A 17,253-nucleotide genomic window follows, 5' to 3' on the forward strand; every position below is an offset into this window, starting at 1 on the left:
ATAAAAATCTTTCTACTATGACCAAAAAGTTACGCTACTTATTTATTTTTACTTTTAGTATTAGTATTAGTATAATAGCTCAACAAAGCTATTATAACGATGTTGATTTGTCTAAAACTGGCATAGCTTTAAAAGATGAATTAGCAGTTAAAATATCCAATACCCATACTAGAACTCTCTCATACACTCCAGGTGTTTGGGAAGCTTGTAAAGCAACCGATGTGAATCCTGACAACAGTTCTGAGATACTGCTAATTTATGGATATAGTAGTTCTGGCACCACGGCTAAAACTAGAGGAATAAACAATAATGGAGGAAATAGTGGTGAATGGAATCGCGAACATGTTTTTCCTAAAAGTTTAGGAAATCCTAATTTAGGAACCTCAGGCCCTGGAGCCGACGCACATCACCTAAGACCCTGTGATGTTAGTTATAACGCCCAACGAAGCAACAAAAAATTTGCATCGGGTTCGGGAAACTCTGGTGATGTTACCAATGGCTGGTATCCTGGAGATGAATGGAAAGGTGATGTAGCTCGTATGATCATGTACATGTATTTACGATACGGAAGTCAGTGTTTACCTATAAATGTAGGGATTGGAACTGCTGTTACTAATGATGTTGACATGATCGATCTATTTTTGCAATGGAATGCAGATGATCCTGTTTCAGAGGTAGAAGATAACAGAAATACATACCATGAAAATTCGTCAAACTCCAATGCTCAGGGTAATAGAAATCCTTTTATAGATAACCCTTATTTAGCGACAAAAATTTGGGGTGGTGCCGAAGCCGAAAATAGATGGGCTACAGCAAGTATTCACGAAAACGTACTAACTAGCGCAAAAATTTATCCAAATCCATCTACCATTAAAAAAGTATTTGTAAAAGCGCCTAGCAACATCGCTATTAACACTATTAGTCTATATTCAATTTTAGGTGAAAAAGTATACGCTACGACAAATCCAACATCAAACAGTGGGCTTTACACCATCGATGCTCTTGAAAGAGGGATTTACTTGCTAAAATTATCGAACGATGCGGTTAGTATTACGAAAAAAATTGTTGTTCTGTAGATGCTAAAAAAAACTTTACTACTTTGCGTATAGTTAATACCGATTCTTAGATAAAGTTACACAGTCATTTTCTTGTAGTCATGCTTGTGTTTTACCAATAGATCACCATTTACCATAAAAAATTATGATCGTTCAATTAACATCAGAAGAGTATAGCATACATAAAAAGGCTCAAGAATTATTCTTGAGCCTTTCTCAATCAACTATTAAAAACTAACTAACCATCTACTTTTTTAAAAAGTAATCTATTAATATGACGATCAATTACGTTCATAGTTACATTTACTATTTCAATTTAACAGTACTTTAAGATTTTTACTTTACGGACAATCGTTGTCCGACATAAATCACATTACTCTCTAAATCATTTGCCTCTTTTAGTTGATTAACAGTCAAACCATAACGCTGTGCAATATTAAACAAGGTATCTCCTGAACCAACAATATGATAACCTTTCTCTTCATTACCTTGTTTTATCTTTTGATTAAAATAATTCTTTTTCTCCTGTGCTGACTGTGCGTATCCTATAACAATTTCTTCGCCTTCTTCAATAACATCAAAATTCACTAAGCTATTCAATTGATACAATCTACTAAGCTCTAATCCATATTTTCTTGCAATTATACTCAATGTTTCTCCCTCTTCTACTTTATGGGTTATTGTAGGGTCAAACTCTATCTTCTCTTCAGGTTTTGCGGCTGGTTTATCAGGCATCTTTTTTGAAACCTCTCCTGTTACCAGATTCATATATGCTGTTTTTCCATCTAATACTATTGTATCCCAACCATCTGGTATTTTTTTAGATTGACTGTATATTGAATTACTACCAATAACCATTAGTAATATTACTAGAAAAATTCTACTCATAATGTATTTCTTTATTCTCTTTCAAATATACCAATCTTTAAAATATTAGAATTGCCTAATCCTTTTCACAAACCATTTACAAATTAAAATTATGCAATAAAAATACTCATTTTCTTTTACAGTAAATCCAAACAATAACTGGTGCAAACCAAAAACCCCACATAGACAAATTGGCTATATGGGATTTTACTATAAATGAGAACGAGTTACTTTTTAGTCTACTTTCACAAATTTCCCTATGTATCTTTGGGTATTATTCTCCAGTGAATAGAAATACAATCCGCTTTTCAAAAAACTTACATCAAGGCTAGTTGTCTTTTCAATCAAATGGATATGCGTAGTATGTACTTTCATCCCCTTACTATTCATTATATGAAATGTTGCTTCTGTATAAGTCCCTTTTGCTAAATTGGCATTGTCATGGTGTGCTAACGTTAGCTTTTCAACTACTGGATTAGGATACACTTTAAGCGTGTTATTTACGTCAAGTGTTTCCTCTTCTTTCACAGCGTTCCTCGCTTGATTCCCTAATTCATCTAAATATCCTCTATGGCTTGAGGAAAATGTTGATTTATTAACCAAATCCCAATTTATAGACCAAGTCATCAACCCTCTAAAACTAGGATAAGTTGCACTGGTTGTATAGGTTCTGCCTGGGTAAGAAACTCCTTTAATTAAATAATTTAGTGCTTGTTGTACCACTACTTCAGAAGTATAACCACTACCTGCAGCTTGTGATGTTGATGGTAATCCAATAGCTACTTGATCCGCTCTTAAACCTGGGAATATGCCCCCTGTTTGTGCTACTGGGAATCCAGTAATTAGCATTTCCGACATCGCAACATGAAAATCTGCCGTAGCTGGCTGATATATTTTCCCATCACCACCATACATAGAGCCGGTGTTATAATGTTGAACATGGATATAATTCATCTCATCCCGTAAGGCATGAACAACAGGTAAATACGCTCCGAAAACTCCGGTATAACTTCCATAAGCCCCCTGAACATAGGCCGTTTCAGGAGCCATGCTCAGCACAAATTGATTGGCGCCTACATTATTTCTAATTGACTTTGTTGCCGCAATAAGATTTACAATCTTAGGGGTTGTAGGATTTCTAAAATCAGTATCTCCACTGTTTAAAGAAAGAGAACTTCCTTCTAAATCAATATCCATTCCATCGAAACCATATGTATTGATAATATTGGTCATAGAACTTATGAATAACTCCTTTTCTGAATTGCTATTCAACTCTACTCTGGCATTGGCCCCTCCAATGGAAATCAACACCTTTTTCCCTTGGCTTTTTAGAGTAGTAACATCGTTTATAAAGTCTTCCGTATTAGCACCATAAATTTCATATGGAAAAAATTCCATGTCTGCATTACTTCCTCTTTTCGGTTCTGCAAAGGCCACGCAAATTACATCCCAATCGGCAGACACTTCATTTAATTTAGGGGTCGTTGAACCATTATCAAAATTGTGCCAATAACCAACTAAAACTTTATCTGGAACATCACTATTTCCAGGTATTCTTTCTCTAATTAGTACTACTTCAGAGGTTGTTTGGTTATTCTTATTATCCGTTGCAACCGCAGTTAATGAATACCTTTCAGACTGTGCATTTGAAATCATAAATGTATAAGGACTAACCGTGTCTTCTCCTAACTTTATGGCTCCATCAAAAAATTCAACTTTAGAAACCATTTCATCATCTGTTGCTGTCGCATTTATAACAATAGAACTGCCTTTCGTAAACCTAGATCCGTTCGTTGGCGATATGATATTAACGACAGGTGAAGTTCCTCCACTCCCACTATCGCAACTTCCTGTTTTTGTCCACGCATCTTGCCAATGTGCTCCTGTTCCTGGAGCATACGCCCAATCAGCAGATGATGAACACCACCCTGACACATTGCATTTAAATTTCTCTCCTTCATTCTGAACCTCTTCATCTTGACCATACGATGCTCCCGAAGTATATTGAGAAACTCCTCCGCAATCTCCTCCTGTAGTACCGTCAGTAACCAGAACCTCAACAACAGTTGATACGCTTGAAGCTCCTTTATCATCAGTTGCTTTTGCTGATAACGCGTAAGTTCCTTCATCAGCATTTACAATCGTATACGTATATGGACTTGTGATATCTTCTCCTAATTTGATTGCCCCATTAAAGAATTCAACTTTAGCAATAACACCATCACTATCTGTTGCATCTACAGCAATTTCTATAGATTCACCTTTATTAAAATTGGCATTATTAGCCGGTGAAAGCATACGTACTTCTGGTGATTGATTCGGGTCAGTAGAACCTCCGCATTTGCCTATTCGCTGCCAAACTTGATACAGACCACTATTTGTTTCCGGATTTTGATTTCTGGTCCACCAATTAGCTCTGTAATGAATATTATTGAATTTTACGTCACTATCTTTGAGATACACATCAATAGATGACCATTCAGGAAACTCATTACAAACATCAACTGAATCTTTAATTACTTCAATGGTTACAGGTGTAGATGTTGTACTTTCATTTTGATCATCCGTTACTTTTACTGTCAGTGAATAATTCCCTGCAGCAACATTACTCCAAGCATAGGTATACGGACTTGTAGTGTCTTCCTCTAATTTTGTTGAACCATTGAAAAACTCAACTTTGGTAACCGTGCCATCATCATCAGATGCATTGGCAGTAATTGTTATTACCTCTCCTTCTATAAAAGTATCACTATTGTTTGGAGAAACTATAACTGCCTTCGGTGGAATATTCGACGTTCCGTCGTTTACAGATATAACAACAACTGAAGATACGGTTGTTGCACTCTCATTATCCGTAGCTTTGGCTGTTAGGTTGTAACTACCCTCAATCGCATTTGAAATAACATAAGAATATGGAGCTGTTACATCCTCCCCTAACTTTGTGGTTCCATTATAAAATTCTATTTTAGTAACGCTACCATCATTATCAGTGGCGTTTACGGTTATCGTAATGGTATCTCCTGTTGTAAAAACGGCATTATTAGCAGGAGTGATTATATTAACAATTGGCGGCGTATTTTCTCCTACCCCACTATTCGCAAAAATTTCGTTTATCTTATTTACTAAAGGTGATTTTACATTAGACCATCGTTTTAATTTACTTCCAAAAGACGTTACCGTACCTCCCAGTTCAAGATCTCCAAAAACAGTCCAAACAATGGTACCTGCAAGGTTATTGTCGTTTATAAATTGTGCCTTGATAGCTATAGACTCTTCATCATCATAACTTAAAAAATAGTTTTCTTTGACCAAATAAGGAACTTTTGCTTCATTATCCCATTTTCTTGTCCAGCCACTATTCACTGATAATGCTTTTTGTTTGATATAAAAATAATTAGGAGTTCCATCATACACCTCTTTGGGCCAGTTGGTATAATCCGCAGCAGTTGTTATTGGACCGTCTGGTTGGACTGTTTCCGAACGTTTTACTGTTTTAACATTCAAATCTGCATTAGCTTCAGTAATTACACCTCTGCCATAGAAAGGAGCTCCCATGCAAATTTTGTTTGCAGGAACACCTTTTTCTAATAATTTTTGTAGTGTAGATTGCCAATTAAAAAACGAAACTTCAGCTCCTGAATAAGGATAAACTGGTGCATTATGACCTGCAATATTTGACCATCCACCGTTCATATCGTAAGTCATCATGTTAAAATAATCCATACTACTTGCCAATCTGGTCCAATTGTAACCATTTAATTTTCTTGGATCTGCTGACATGGCTGCTGTAATTAATTTATCGGGGCCAATAGCTGCTCTAATTTCCTCTACCAAGATTTCAAAATTGGCAAAATCAGCTTCAGTTCCGGTAAAATTCATCCCTGAATAAGGCCCTGGATACTCCCAGTCTAAATCAATTCCATCAAATCCTGTCGCTATTAATTTTTTACAATCTTCAATAAATTTTGCTTTTTTCACGGGGTCTGCGGCCATTTCAGGAAAATGCTTACACATACTCCAACCACCAATAGACGCCATTACTTTTACTCCCTTTTGGTGTGCTAATTCTAACAGTCCGGGGGCACCCGATTCTTTATGTAATGGCAAAGGAAGACTTCCACTCAACCCCCATGTTGGATGGGTCCAAGAAGTTCCATTTAACTCTACCTCAAAACCCTGTGCTTCAGCACGTGTTTTCACCTCTTGATTAATATATTGAACAGGATCTATTTCTCCAAATAATATGTGCATATCCCAGCTACTGTAAACATCCGTAAAAAAGATATCTGCTGGATCTTGAGAAGCACCACTTTGATAAATATTTTTGTTCCTATGATCACCACTGTGCAGCGACCCATCACTCGCTACTCCAAAGAACGAATAATTTAAAATAGTATACTTTGCATAGTCAATGTTCAAATGGGTAAGTGCTCCTGCTCCAGGCACTCCAGCCGTATTGTTTTTCCAGGCATCCCAATTGGTTATATAACCAATAACTTGTTTTTGATGATTTGAAGTTGTTGCTGTTCCGCCCGTATTGACTTGGGTGAACATAAATGTACTCATGAAGAAGAAGAATACTATTAGTATCCTCTTTCGGATAAAAATTGAGAAGGGTTTCATAAAATATTACTGTTTTTGTTGTTTCTTTCAATGTGTGAATTATTCACCCATACTTAAAAAAAAATCGACAAACAACATAAAACCAACAACTTAAAACAGTTTTCTCCTTATTAAAACTTTCTTAAGAAGTGTGTTTTTTCATTAAAGAATAAAAAAAACAGTATATCAATTTGAAATTATCGTAACCATAGTTTATTGGCTATTTTTATGAATTGAAAACAGGTCTCGTTTTATTTTGGGAAGCTCATACTTGTTGATCACTGAATACGTTCTAACAAAAACAATCACAACAGTTGAAATGACAAAGTTTAAATCTTCATTTATTGCAAACTCACCTAAGATGAGATATACAAGACCTCCAGATAAGCACGCTGAAGCATAGATTTCTTTTTTAAATATCAAAGGAATCTTTCTTGTTAAGACATCTCTTATTACCCCACCAAAAACAGCTGAAACCATACCCATTACCAAAGCCACAAAAGGATGAAGATCAAAGCTCAATCCTTTTTTTAGTCCTAATAATGTAAAAACGCTAATACCAATGGTATCAAATAAAAACATGGTTTTACGAAGTGGGGCTATTTTAGTTTTACATAAAAATGTAATTGTTACAGCTGTTAAAATCGTCCAGATATAATTAATATCACCAATCCAGTTGATTGGATGCGCATCAATTAAAATATCTCGTAACATACCACCGCCTACAGCAGTTACAAAAGCAATAATTATAACTCCAAATACGTCAAACTCTTTTTTTATAGCAACTAGTGCTCCACTAATTGCAAAGGCAAACGTACCTATCATATCGATGGCATAAATTACGCTCATACTATACCGTTAATTCTGAAAATTTAATATTTAATGATTTCTCTATTTCTACAATTCGGGGCCTTTCCTGCCCAATAATTAATGCTAAAGATACTCCTCTTTTTCCAGCTCTAGCTGTTCTACCACTTCGATGGGTATAATAGGTTAATTTTTCGGGTAACTGATGATGAATTACAAACGATAAATTGTGTACATCAATTCCTCTGGCTGCAACATCAGTAGATACTAATACTTGAATATTTTCATTCTTGAATGCGCGCATCACCTTATCACGTTCCTTTTGTTGCATATCACCTTCGAGAGCTTCGGCAGAAAATCCTTCTTCCTGTAATAATTTTGCCAGTTTTTGAGCTCCTGCTTTTGTTCTAGCAAAAACAATTCCTCTTTCCTCTTGTTTCGTCTCAAGAAACCCTACAATCTTCTCTATTTTTTCAGGAATAGTTGTTACCGTATACTGATGAATTATATTGGCATTTACTAGCGTATTTCTATCGATTTCAACTTGTTTGGCAGAAGAACTCATATACTTTTTTACAATGCTTCTTATTTCTTCGGGCATTGTTGCTGAAAACAACCATGTTTTTCGTTTACCTGATGTATATTTCAATATGCGATTTAACTCCTCTTTAAACCCCATACTTAACATCTCATCTGCCTCATCTAGTACCAAGGTTTCAAGTTGATTTAAACTTACAGCACCTCTTTCTATTAAATCTAATAAACGTCCCGGAGTGGCTACGATAATATGCGTTGTTCTTTGCAGGTTTTTAATTTGTCTTTCTATTTTTTCACCTCCATAAACCGCCTCTATAAATATTTTTTGCTCAACATACTTAGTGTATTTAAATAACTGCTTTTTTATTTGTTGCACCAACTCTCTTGTTGGAGACAATATTAGCACTTGAACGTGATTTTTAGAAGCATCTGTTTTATGAAGAATTGGTAAACCATAAGCCGCCGTTTTACCTGTACCTGTTTGCGCTAACCCAATAAAGTCAGCATTGTTTTCTAAAAGGTAAGGTATCACCTCGCTCTGAACCTCTGTAGGGGTTTCAATACCTAATTCTTTTAATCCTTTTACAAACTCCTTTTTAACTCCTAATGATAGAAATGTTGTCATATATAACCTTTAAAGGCACAAAGGTATTGCTTATTTTTCAGGTAATAATAAATTAATAATCTCTTCTGTAATTCTTTTAGGTTTTGAAGTTTCGCCATCTATCAAACAAAATATTGTTTTCGATTTTACCAGCAACATATTCCCTCTGCATATCTCAACATGTCTTTCCGATTTTACACCCGCTGTTTTTCCTACCCATGTTTTAATAGTTATCTCATCTCCTAGCTTAGCCTGCCCTTTATAATCAATTTCATGCCGTACAACAAACCAAACATAATCTGGCTTAGCCATATTTTTGATTAGTAACTTCCAGTGTTCATCGGCAACCTCATGGACCCATTGTACATACACCACATTGTTTACATGATCATATTCATCTATTTCATTTCGTTGAACAATACGTCTCTTTTCATAAACATTCATTTAACAAACTTACGTAAATCATGTTAATTATTACATAAAACTATCAATCGTATTTGTTTAATACTAAACAAAAAGAGATCTTGAAATTTCAACTCTAAAATTAATAATATGACCAACAAATTCGGGGTAGAAAACATAAACTCTCTCATCCTTAAACAGGCAGTTCCTGCTTCCATAGGTATTTTGGCGATGTCTCTAAATATGATTATAGACACTATATTTGTAGGTAAATGGATAGGTGTTTTAGCCATTGCTGCTATTACCGTAGTACTTCCTATAGCTTTTTTTATATCATCAGTAGGAATGGGGATTGGTATCGGAGGAAGTTCTATTATCTCGAGGTCACTAGGTAAAAAAAACAATTCGAAAGCGTCCTTGGTATTTGTAAATCAACTATTCTTAACCATAAGTATATCCGTTTTATTCGTTTTTGTAGGAATATTACTCGGTATTCCCTTATTAGAACTTTTCGGAGCTAAAGGGGCTATTCTAAGTCCAGCTACAGACTATTTTAACGTTATCATTTGGGGAGTACCCTTTTTAACGTTTGCAATGATGGGCAATCCTATTCTAAGAGCTATAGGAAAACCAAACGTCGCTATGTTTACCTTAATTCTTTCAGCAATCGTAAATATTTCTCTTGATATAGTGTTCATTAAGTTTTTTAACTTAGGAATGTATGGAGCCGGTTTAGCTACCACTATTTCATTCATTGTAAGTGGTGTTTTTGTTCTTTTCTGCCTATTATTTAAGAATAATATATTGAAAATTAAACGTACATATGTGCTTATTAAATTATCTGTAATAAAAGAAATAGTTTCACTGGGGGGCATCACAATTATTCGTCAAGGTGCCATTAGTATTTTAATTATTGTTTTGAATTATAGTCTATTTAAATACGGATGTACCATTTCTATTTCTATATATGGAATTATCAATAGGATTATGATGTTCGCTTTATTTCCTGTTTTAGGGGTTACTCAAGGGTTCTTGCCAATTGCTGGCTACAATTACGGTGCTAATGACCCTAAAAGAGTCAAAGAAACAATAAAGAAATCTATCTTATTTGGTACTGGAATAGCTACATTTCTTTTTATGATCGTCTTAAGTTTTTCTTCTGAATTGGTTCAGATATTTACCAATGATAAAAAAATGATTTCCCTAACTAGTAAAGCGTTGATCATATGTTTTATGGCAACCCCTCTAATTACAACACAACTTATCGGATCTGCCTATTTTCAAGCAATAGGAAAATCAATGCCTGCCCTATTACTAGCGTTATTAAAACAAGGAGTTTTCTTGTTACCCTTAGTATACATATTACCAAAATATTACGGTGTAAATGGTATATGGTTCTCTTTTCCTATAGCCGATATTTTATCGACTCTTGTTACTTTTATCGTCTTGCAAAAAGAAGTTAAACTTAATTTAAGCACCTAACCTTTTTTTTCTTTGAATTTTACTTTGTGATTTGAAGCGATCATTTCAAGCAAAACGAAGTGGTTGAACAAGCTATATAAGTCTTTCATATAAAAGTTATGACGTAATACCATTTACCATATGAATTTACTGGTATAATAAATATCGTTCATCCTCAGCTTACAATAGTGTCTCGTTTGTTAATGGTATTGAACTTGTAGTTGACGATACACTTAGATTAGGTCAGAATAAAAAATAGCTCAATTCTTTGACTATTAAATTTTAAACTATTGATTCACCGTTTAAGTTGGTTGTTAAAACATCACTCATATAATTAAAAAATGGACGAAGTGCTAAATACGATTTATTAATTTCGTTCAAGAAGTTTTCCGACAACACTTCTTTATCTGTAAAGTTTCGAATCGCAATAAATCCTTTTTTTCGTATTAAATCAATTGCTACATGTTCTTTATCAAACCCTTTCGGTGCAGTTTTCAATTCCGATCCGTCTAATTTAGCTCCAAAATAATTCACGAAATTCTCTTCAGCTAAAATCTCTCTAATTTCACTATCGTCAATTTCAAATTCTTTTCGGATACGAAATAAATCTTCTTTATTAGGCTGCCAAAAGCCCCCCGCTAAAAAACTTTCTCCCGGCCTAATCCGTAAATAGTACCCCCCTCTAAGGTGCACTCCTTTCCTTGAAAAAGACCCCGCAAAATGTGGTTGGTACGGTGTTTTATCTTTGCTAAAACGGACATCCCTATAAATTCTAAATAATTTAAACTTATCGATATCGTCGTGCTCCTCTAGTCGTTCTCTTATAGAAGCATATAAAGATTTCGCGTTATTTTGAGCATTTGTGTATTCTTTTTTATGCTCGGCAAACCAGTCTCTAGTATTGTTTTCTTTTAAGTCCTTTAAAAATTGAAAACTAGTCTCATCAAATTGCATCGTAGAAAATTTTGGTTTAAAAGTACAAAAAAACTCTAATGAAATAAGTTCAATAGAGTTTTCTTAAATATCTATATGATAGTTTCTATATCTAATTATAAGTTATACGTTAAATCTAAAATGCATAACATCACCATCAGCAACAATATACTCCTTTCCTTCTACCCTCATCTTTCCTGATTCTTTTACTTTAACTTCTGAACCATAGGTTACATAATCATCATAACTAATAACTTCTGCACGTATAAACCCTTTTTCAAAATCAGTATGTATCACAGCGGCTGCTTGCGGTGCTGTTGCCCCTACCAAAACTGTCCATGCCCTTACCTCTTTTACCCCAGCAGTAAAATAGGTTTGTAAATTTAATAGTGTATATGCTGAACGAATTAAACGTGATACTCCGGGTTCTTCCAAACCTATATCTGCCAAAAACATTTGACGTTCTTCATAATCTTCTAACTCAGCAATATCAGCTTCAGTAGCTACTGCTAAAACAATTATTTCAGCATCTTCATCTTTTATGTTTTCTTTTACCTTATCTACGTACGCATTTCCTTCTTTTGCTGAAGATTCATCTACATTACAGATATACATCACTGGTTTTGCTGTAATGAAATGCATTGACTTAACAAATTCTTCTTCCTTTTCGGCAAACTCCAGCGTTCTAATAGATTTACCTGTCAATAGAGCCTCTTGTATTTTTTCTAACACTTCTAGCTCTTTTTGAGCTTCTTTGTTACCAGTTTTAGCCGTTCGTTTCACCTTTTCTAAGCTTTTTTCAACTGTTTCAAGGTCTTTTAACTGAAGTTCTATATCAATTGTTTCCTTATCTCTAATAGGATCAACAGAACCATCTACGTGCACAATATTATCATTATCGAAACAGCGCAATACATGTAAAATAGCATCGGTTTCACGAATATTTGCCAAAAATTGATTTCCTAATCCTTCACCTTTACTTGCGCCTCTTACTAATCCTGCAATATCAACAATCTCTACCGTTGCAGGGATTACTCTCTCAGGGTTAACCAATTCTTCTAATTTTTCTAACCTTACATCAGGTACATTTACGACTCCTAAATTAGGTTCAATAGTACAAAAAGGAAAGTTAGCACTTTGTGCTTTTGCATTCGACAAACAATTAAATAATGTTGATTTTCCTACATTTGGTAATCCTACAATTCCTGCTTTCATTATAATATTTATTGATATTTTTTGCGAGTGCAAATATAGCACATTACTTCTTTTTTTTTAATTAAATATCTCAATAACAAAATAAATGATATTAACAGTTTTTTATGTTTTAATTATTTTTTATTACTTTAGGCGAGAATTAACTAATGATTAATGAATTATTTATCTGATGAGATTTTATGGAAGTCATTAAAGGAAGGTGATGTAAAAGCTTTTTCCGTTCTTTTTAAAAAGTTTTATCCTGGGCTTCGTAGCTATGGGTTAAAGATTTCAAGAGACGTAGCTATTACAGATGATTCTTTACAAGATTTTTTTGTATATATCTATGAACACAAAGAAAACCTAAGCGATTTAAATTCTATAGCGCCCTATTTGTTTTCATCCTACAGAAGGTTTATTATAAAAAAAATAAATAAGCTTCAAAAATATTCTATCATTAGGAATATCGATAAAAATATAGTTGATATTAATTTTACTCCAGACGAATTTATAACCCATCAAGAATCAACTACTTTTAGAAATAAAAACCTTGCCAAACTGGTTAATGAACTCCCTAAAAGGCAAAGAGAGGTTATTTATTTAAAATTTCATTGTAATTTAAAAGCATCTGAAATTGCCGAAACCATGGACATAAATTACCAAAGTGTAGTCAACACTCTTCATAAAGCGATTAAAAGTTTACGAGAAGATGTAGCTGTATTACAACTATTAAATTGATAATTCATAAATTTGCAGTACGAAAAGGGGTATATATAAAAAGTTACATACTTATGTAGTTATATACCTAAGTATGATTTTATTCTGATGGCTAAAAAGACGTATAATACAATCCATGATTTTTTGAATGATAGCTCATTTAAAAACTGGGTTTTCAACAGTCAATTGTCGGATGTTTCTTTTTGGGATTTTTGGTTAAAAAACAACCCCTTAAGAAAAGACATGGCTTATGAAGCTCGTGATATATTGTTAGGAATTAATTTCAAAAAAACACCAGTTTCTGATGAAAAACTGGAACTAGAATGGGCTAAACTTGAGTCAAAAATAGTTACCACACAACATAAAAAAAATATTGTAGATTTTTTCAAAAATGATATAGTTGGAAAAATCGTAGCAGCCGCAAGTATTTTATTATTTATATCTTTTGTTTTATTCAATTATCTAGATGATTCATATGTTACCCATAAAACAGCATATGGTGAAATTTTAAATTTAAAACTAAAAGACGGAACACTGGTTACAGTGAACTCAAACTCGAGTGTTTCTTATAAAAAGAATGATGTTAGAAAAATTTGGTTAAAGGGAGAAGCTTACTTTAAGGTAAACAAAGAGGAAGCCACACATGCTAAATTTTGGGTTAATACTGATGATTTAATCGTTGAAGTATACGGAACTGAATTTAATGTTAATACTCGACGACAAAAAACAAAAGTCTATTTAGAGGAAGGAAACATATGGTTAACCTTAAACAACGGGAAATCGAAAAAAATGAGTCCTGGTAGTTATATTGAATATTCATCAGAAGACAAAAAAATTCTTATTGATGAAAATTTAATTTCTAATGAAGAACAAATAGCATGGAAAAACGGGAAATTAGTTTTTAATAATTTCACTTTAGAACAATCACTAAACAAAGTATCAGATACTTACGGCGTTAATTTTTCATACAAACACCCTGATGCCAAGAATATCCTAATTACAGGAACCGTTCCTACAACGAACTTAGATATCTGTTTAAAGGCAATAAAAAAGTCTGCCAACATCACCATTAAAAAAGAAAACAGTAAATTAGTCGTTTATAAAAACTAATTAAACTATCTTTTTTAATGACCAAAAAGAATACAATCTTACATTTTGTGCTTTTGTTTGTGTTCTTTTGTTACACTAAAAATATTTTTTCGCAAACTGACGAACACTTATCTCTTTCTAAAGCCTTAAGTATCTTAAGCGATAACCATAAGATTTTTTTCACGTATAACCCCGTAACCATAAAAGATCAAAAAGTCAACATTACTTCTTTTAATGGGTTGAACCTTGATCAATCAATCGATTTATTAAAAAAAATCACTCCTTATAACATTGAGTATTTAGGAAATAATTATTACGTTATCTATTCGTTTGATAAAAATAAACACCGTACTAACGATTTATTTAACCATCAATATCAAGTATCAAACGACAGTGTTTATACTGTGAAAGACGAAAGAATTACTATTCGAGGAATTGCCCTAGATCAATATTATCAGCCCATCGACAAAGTAAACATTCTTGAAAACAATACCACTAATGGAACCATAACTAAAAATGATGGTACTTTTGAATTAAAACTACTAGAAAACAACCTCCTAACTTTTACGCACGTAGGTTACAAAACGGAGATTATTGAACCCAAAAATTCATTTATGAAAGTAGTTTTAACATCAGGAGTTCAACTCGATGAAATATTGATTGTTGGATCAAGAAATAACAAAAGAAAAAAAGTAGATTCTCCTGTATCTACAGACATCATTGAAACAACCGACGTTGCCAAAAAGAGTGATTTTTTAGAAGTAAATGAATTTATTCAAAATGAAATACCTTCTTTTAATGCTACAAAACAATCGGGTTCCGATGGTGCAGACCATATTGTTCCTGCAACATATAGAGGTCTAGGTCCAGATCAAACTTTAGTTTTAATTAATGGTAAAAGAAGACATCAAGCCTCTTTGATTAATTTGTATGGAACCAGAGGTCGAGGAAACTCAGGTACCGATTTGAATGCAATTCCTACTTCGGCAATTAAAAGGATAGAAGTTCTAAAAGATGGTGCTTCTGCGCAATATGGTTCGGACGCTATCGCTGGTGTTATAAACATTGTTTTAAAAGATTCTGCGAACGAAACGAACGTTAATTCTACCTTTGGTTTTTCTAATGCCAATAATAATACCAATAAGGACAGAAAAGGAATTGATGGAATTACTTATAAAGCCGATATTAATTATGGAACGTCAATCTATAAAAACGGTTTTATTAACTTATCTGCAGAATTTCTAACCAAAGGACATACCTTCAGAAGAGGTACTGATATACGAGAACAATATGGTGATGCTTCATCAAGTAGTAGCTCACTTTTCTTTAATTCTGAGATCCCTGTTTCTCCATCAATGAAGATATACACAAACGGTGGATATAGTTTTAAAAACACAAAAGCGTTTGCATTTACCAGGCCTGCCATGAGTGAACGAAACGTACTAGAAATTTATCCTGACGGTTTCAACCCATTAATAACGTCTAATATATCCGATAAATCTTTTACATTAGGTCTCAAAGGAAATTTTAAAGGATGGAATGTTGATTTCAGTAATACGTATGGAAAAAACTTTTTTCATTATTTTATCAAGAAAACCTTAAACGCTACTTTACTTGAAAAATCACCAAAGGAGTTTGATGCAGGTGGTCATAGTTTAAGTCAAAATACCACGAATATAGATTTTTCAAATTATTTTTCTTCTGTTTTAAAAGGACTTAATATTGCTTTTGGACTTGAAAACAGGATAGAAAATTATACGATTTTTTCTGGAGAACAAGGGTCGTACGAATCGTATGATATAAACGGAAACGTAGTTACCAATAATACTCCAATGAATGACATCCCTGTATTTAATGATGAAATTAGACCCGGAGGATCTCAAGGATTTCCTGGGTACGCTCCCATCAATGAGGTAGACAGAAACAGAATTAGTTTTAGCTTATATTTTGATGGTGAAATTGATTTTTCTGAAAAATGGATTTTAGCAACTGCTTTTCGATATGAAAACTACAGTGATTTCGGAAGTACCATAAATACCAAACTTGCTTCTAAATTTAAAATCTCCTCAAAAACAGATTTAAGAACCTCTTTTAGTACTGGCTTTAGAGCTCCTTCTTTAGCACAAATCTACTATAACTTAAAATTCACCAACTACATAGATAAACAGCCTGTAGAGTCCTATTTAATAGCAAATAACAATCCAATCACTCAACAATTTGGCATTAAACAATTACGTGAAGAAAAAGCCTTAAATTATAGTATAGGTCTAAATCATTCATTAGAAAACAACTTAAAATTCTCTATTGATTCTTATCATATTTTCATTAAAGATAGAATTATACTGAGTGGTAATTTCGATGCCTCTAGTTTAAATTCAAATGTTCAAAAAGTACAATTTTTCGCCAATGGTGTAAATACGTCAACATATGGTCTAGATTTCAGAATTAACTGGCACAAAAAAATCTCCAATTCAACCTTGTCTGTTAATTTCTTAGGCAATCTAAATAAAATGAAAATTACTGACATCAAAAATAGAGGATTAGATTCAGAAATTTTTTTTGGAACTCGTGAACAATATTTTTTACTTGCCTCGGCTCCTAAATACAAGCTTATATTGAATATGATCTATTCTAACGATCGTTTTTCATTCAGTAATACGTTAACAAAATATAGCAGTCTCCAATTAATGGACTGGCAAATAAACGCTCCTTTAAGTGAATTCAATGACTCAACCGAAGAAAGATTTAACGCTGCTATTGATAACTATAGTTCCAAATTTACACTAGACTCTCACTTTTCATATAAACTTTCTAATAATTTTTCATTCCAAATTGGCGTTAATAATTTGTTTAACACCTATCCTACTGAACAAGGCGGAAACACTGATAGTGGAGGCTTGTGGGATGCTGTTCAAATGGGTAGTAATGGCTCTTTTTACTACTCCAAATTGTTAATCACATTTTAATTTTTTAAAAAATTTAGAG

General features: G+C 33.4%; 12 protein-coding genes. 5 read left to right on the forward strand and 7 right to left on the reverse strand.

The window, feature by feature from the left end; all coding sequences use genetic code 11:
• Positions 1 to 17 precede the first annotated feature (17 nt).
• Entirely contained in the window at positions 18 to 1,076 is a 1,059-nt protein-coding gene (locus AC2TDS_RS04090; RefSeq protein ID WP_484737850.1) for an endonuclease, read from the forward strand.
• Between the two features lie 315 nt (positions 1,077 to 1,391).
• Here AC2TDS_RS04090 and AC2TDS_RS04095 read toward each other — a convergent pair whose 3' ends face one another.
• From AC2TDS_RS04095 to AC2TDS_RS04115, 5 genes are all read right to left on the reverse strand, one after another.
• The gene (locus AC2TDS_RS04095) at positions 1,392 to 1,943 is read right to left on the reverse strand and encodes a LysM peptidoglycan-binding domain-containing protein (protein WP_484737851.1); all 552 of its coding nucleotides are present in this window, start codon (positions 1,941 to 1,943) and stop codon (positions 1,392 to 1,394) included.
• A gap of 213 nt (positions 1,944 to 2,156) precedes the next feature.
• On the reverse strand, positions 2,157 to 6,488 hold the full coding sequence (locus tag AC2TDS_RS04100) for a glycosyl hydrolase family 18 protein (protein WP_484737852.1): 4,332 nt from the start codon (positions 6,486 to 6,488) through the stop codon (positions 2,157 to 2,159).
• 249 nt (positions 6,489 to 6,737) lie between these two features.
• Positions 6,738 to 7,373: a trimeric intracellular cation channel family protein gene (locus AC2TDS_RS04105; RefSeq protein WP_484737853.1), complete on the reverse strand. Its 636-nt coding sequence runs from the start codon at positions 7,371 to 7,373 to the stop codon at positions 6,738 to 6,740.
• A gap of 1 nt (position 7,374) precedes the next feature.
• Positions 7,375 to 8,493, reverse strand: a complete 1,119-nt coding sequence (locus tag AC2TDS_RS04110; RefSeq protein ID WP_484737854.1) for a DEAD/DEAH box helicase — start codon at positions 8,491 to 8,493, stop codon at positions 7,375 to 7,377.
• 30 nt (positions 8,494 to 8,523) lie between these two features.
• Positions 8,524 to 8,916 (reverse strand): acyl-CoA thioesterase, encoded by a 393-nt coding sequence (locus AC2TDS_RS04115; RefSeq protein WP_484737855.1) that lies wholly within the window; start codon positions 8,914 to 8,916, stop codon positions 8,524 to 8,526.
• 108 nt (positions 8,917 to 9,024) lie between these two features.
• Here AC2TDS_RS04115 and AC2TDS_RS04120 point away from each other — a divergent pair, with 108 nt between their 5' ends.
• Entirely contained in the window at positions 9,025 to 10,356 is a 1,332-nt protein-coding gene (locus AC2TDS_RS04120; RefSeq protein ID WP_484737856.1) for an MATE family efflux transporter, read from the forward strand.
• A 261-nt stretch (positions 10,357 to 10,617) separates the two neighbouring features.
• On the opposite strand, the gene AC2TDS_RS04125 is transcribed toward AC2TDS_RS04120, so the two are convergent.
• The gene (locus AC2TDS_RS04125) at positions 10,618 to 11,289 is read right to left on the reverse strand and encodes a DUF2461 domain-containing protein (RefSeq protein ID WP_484737857.1); all 672 of its coding nucleotides are present in this window, start codon (positions 11,287 to 11,289) and stop codon (positions 10,618 to 10,620) included.
• 102 nt (positions 11,290 to 11,391) lie between these two features.
• Entirely contained in the window at positions 11,392 to 12,483 is a 1,092-nt protein-coding gene (gene ychF, locus AC2TDS_RS04130) for a redox-regulated ATPase YchF (protein WP_484737858.1), read from the reverse strand.
• Positions 12,484 to 12,636: 153 nt separating this feature from the next.
• On the opposite strand from ychF, the gene AC2TDS_RS04135 reads away from it, so the two are divergent.
• The 3 genes from AC2TDS_RS04135 (at position 12,637) to AC2TDS_RS04145 (ending at position 17,234) form a co-directional block, all read left to right on the forward strand.
• A complete protein-coding gene (locus tag AC2TDS_RS04135) occupies positions 12,637 to 13,200 on the forward strand; it encodes an RNA polymerase sigma factor (RefSeq protein ID WP_484737859.1) in 564 nt (187 codons plus the stop codon).
• Between the two features lie 87 nt (positions 13,201 to 13,287).
• On the forward strand, positions 13,288 to 14,289 hold the full coding sequence (locus AC2TDS_RS04140) for a FecR family protein (protein ID WP_484737860.1): 1,002 nt from the start codon (positions 13,288 to 13,290) through the stop codon (positions 14,287 to 14,289).
• Between the two features lie 17 nt (positions 14,290 to 14,306).
• Positions 14,307 to 17,234, forward strand: a complete 2,928-nt coding sequence (locus AC2TDS_RS04145) for a TonB-dependent receptor plug domain-containing protein (protein WP_484737861.1) — start codon at positions 14,307 to 14,309, stop codon at positions 17,232 to 17,234.
• Positions 17,235 to 17,253: the final 19 nt, after the last annotated feature.

The organism is Tenacibaculum profundicola, from assembly GCF_057220795.1.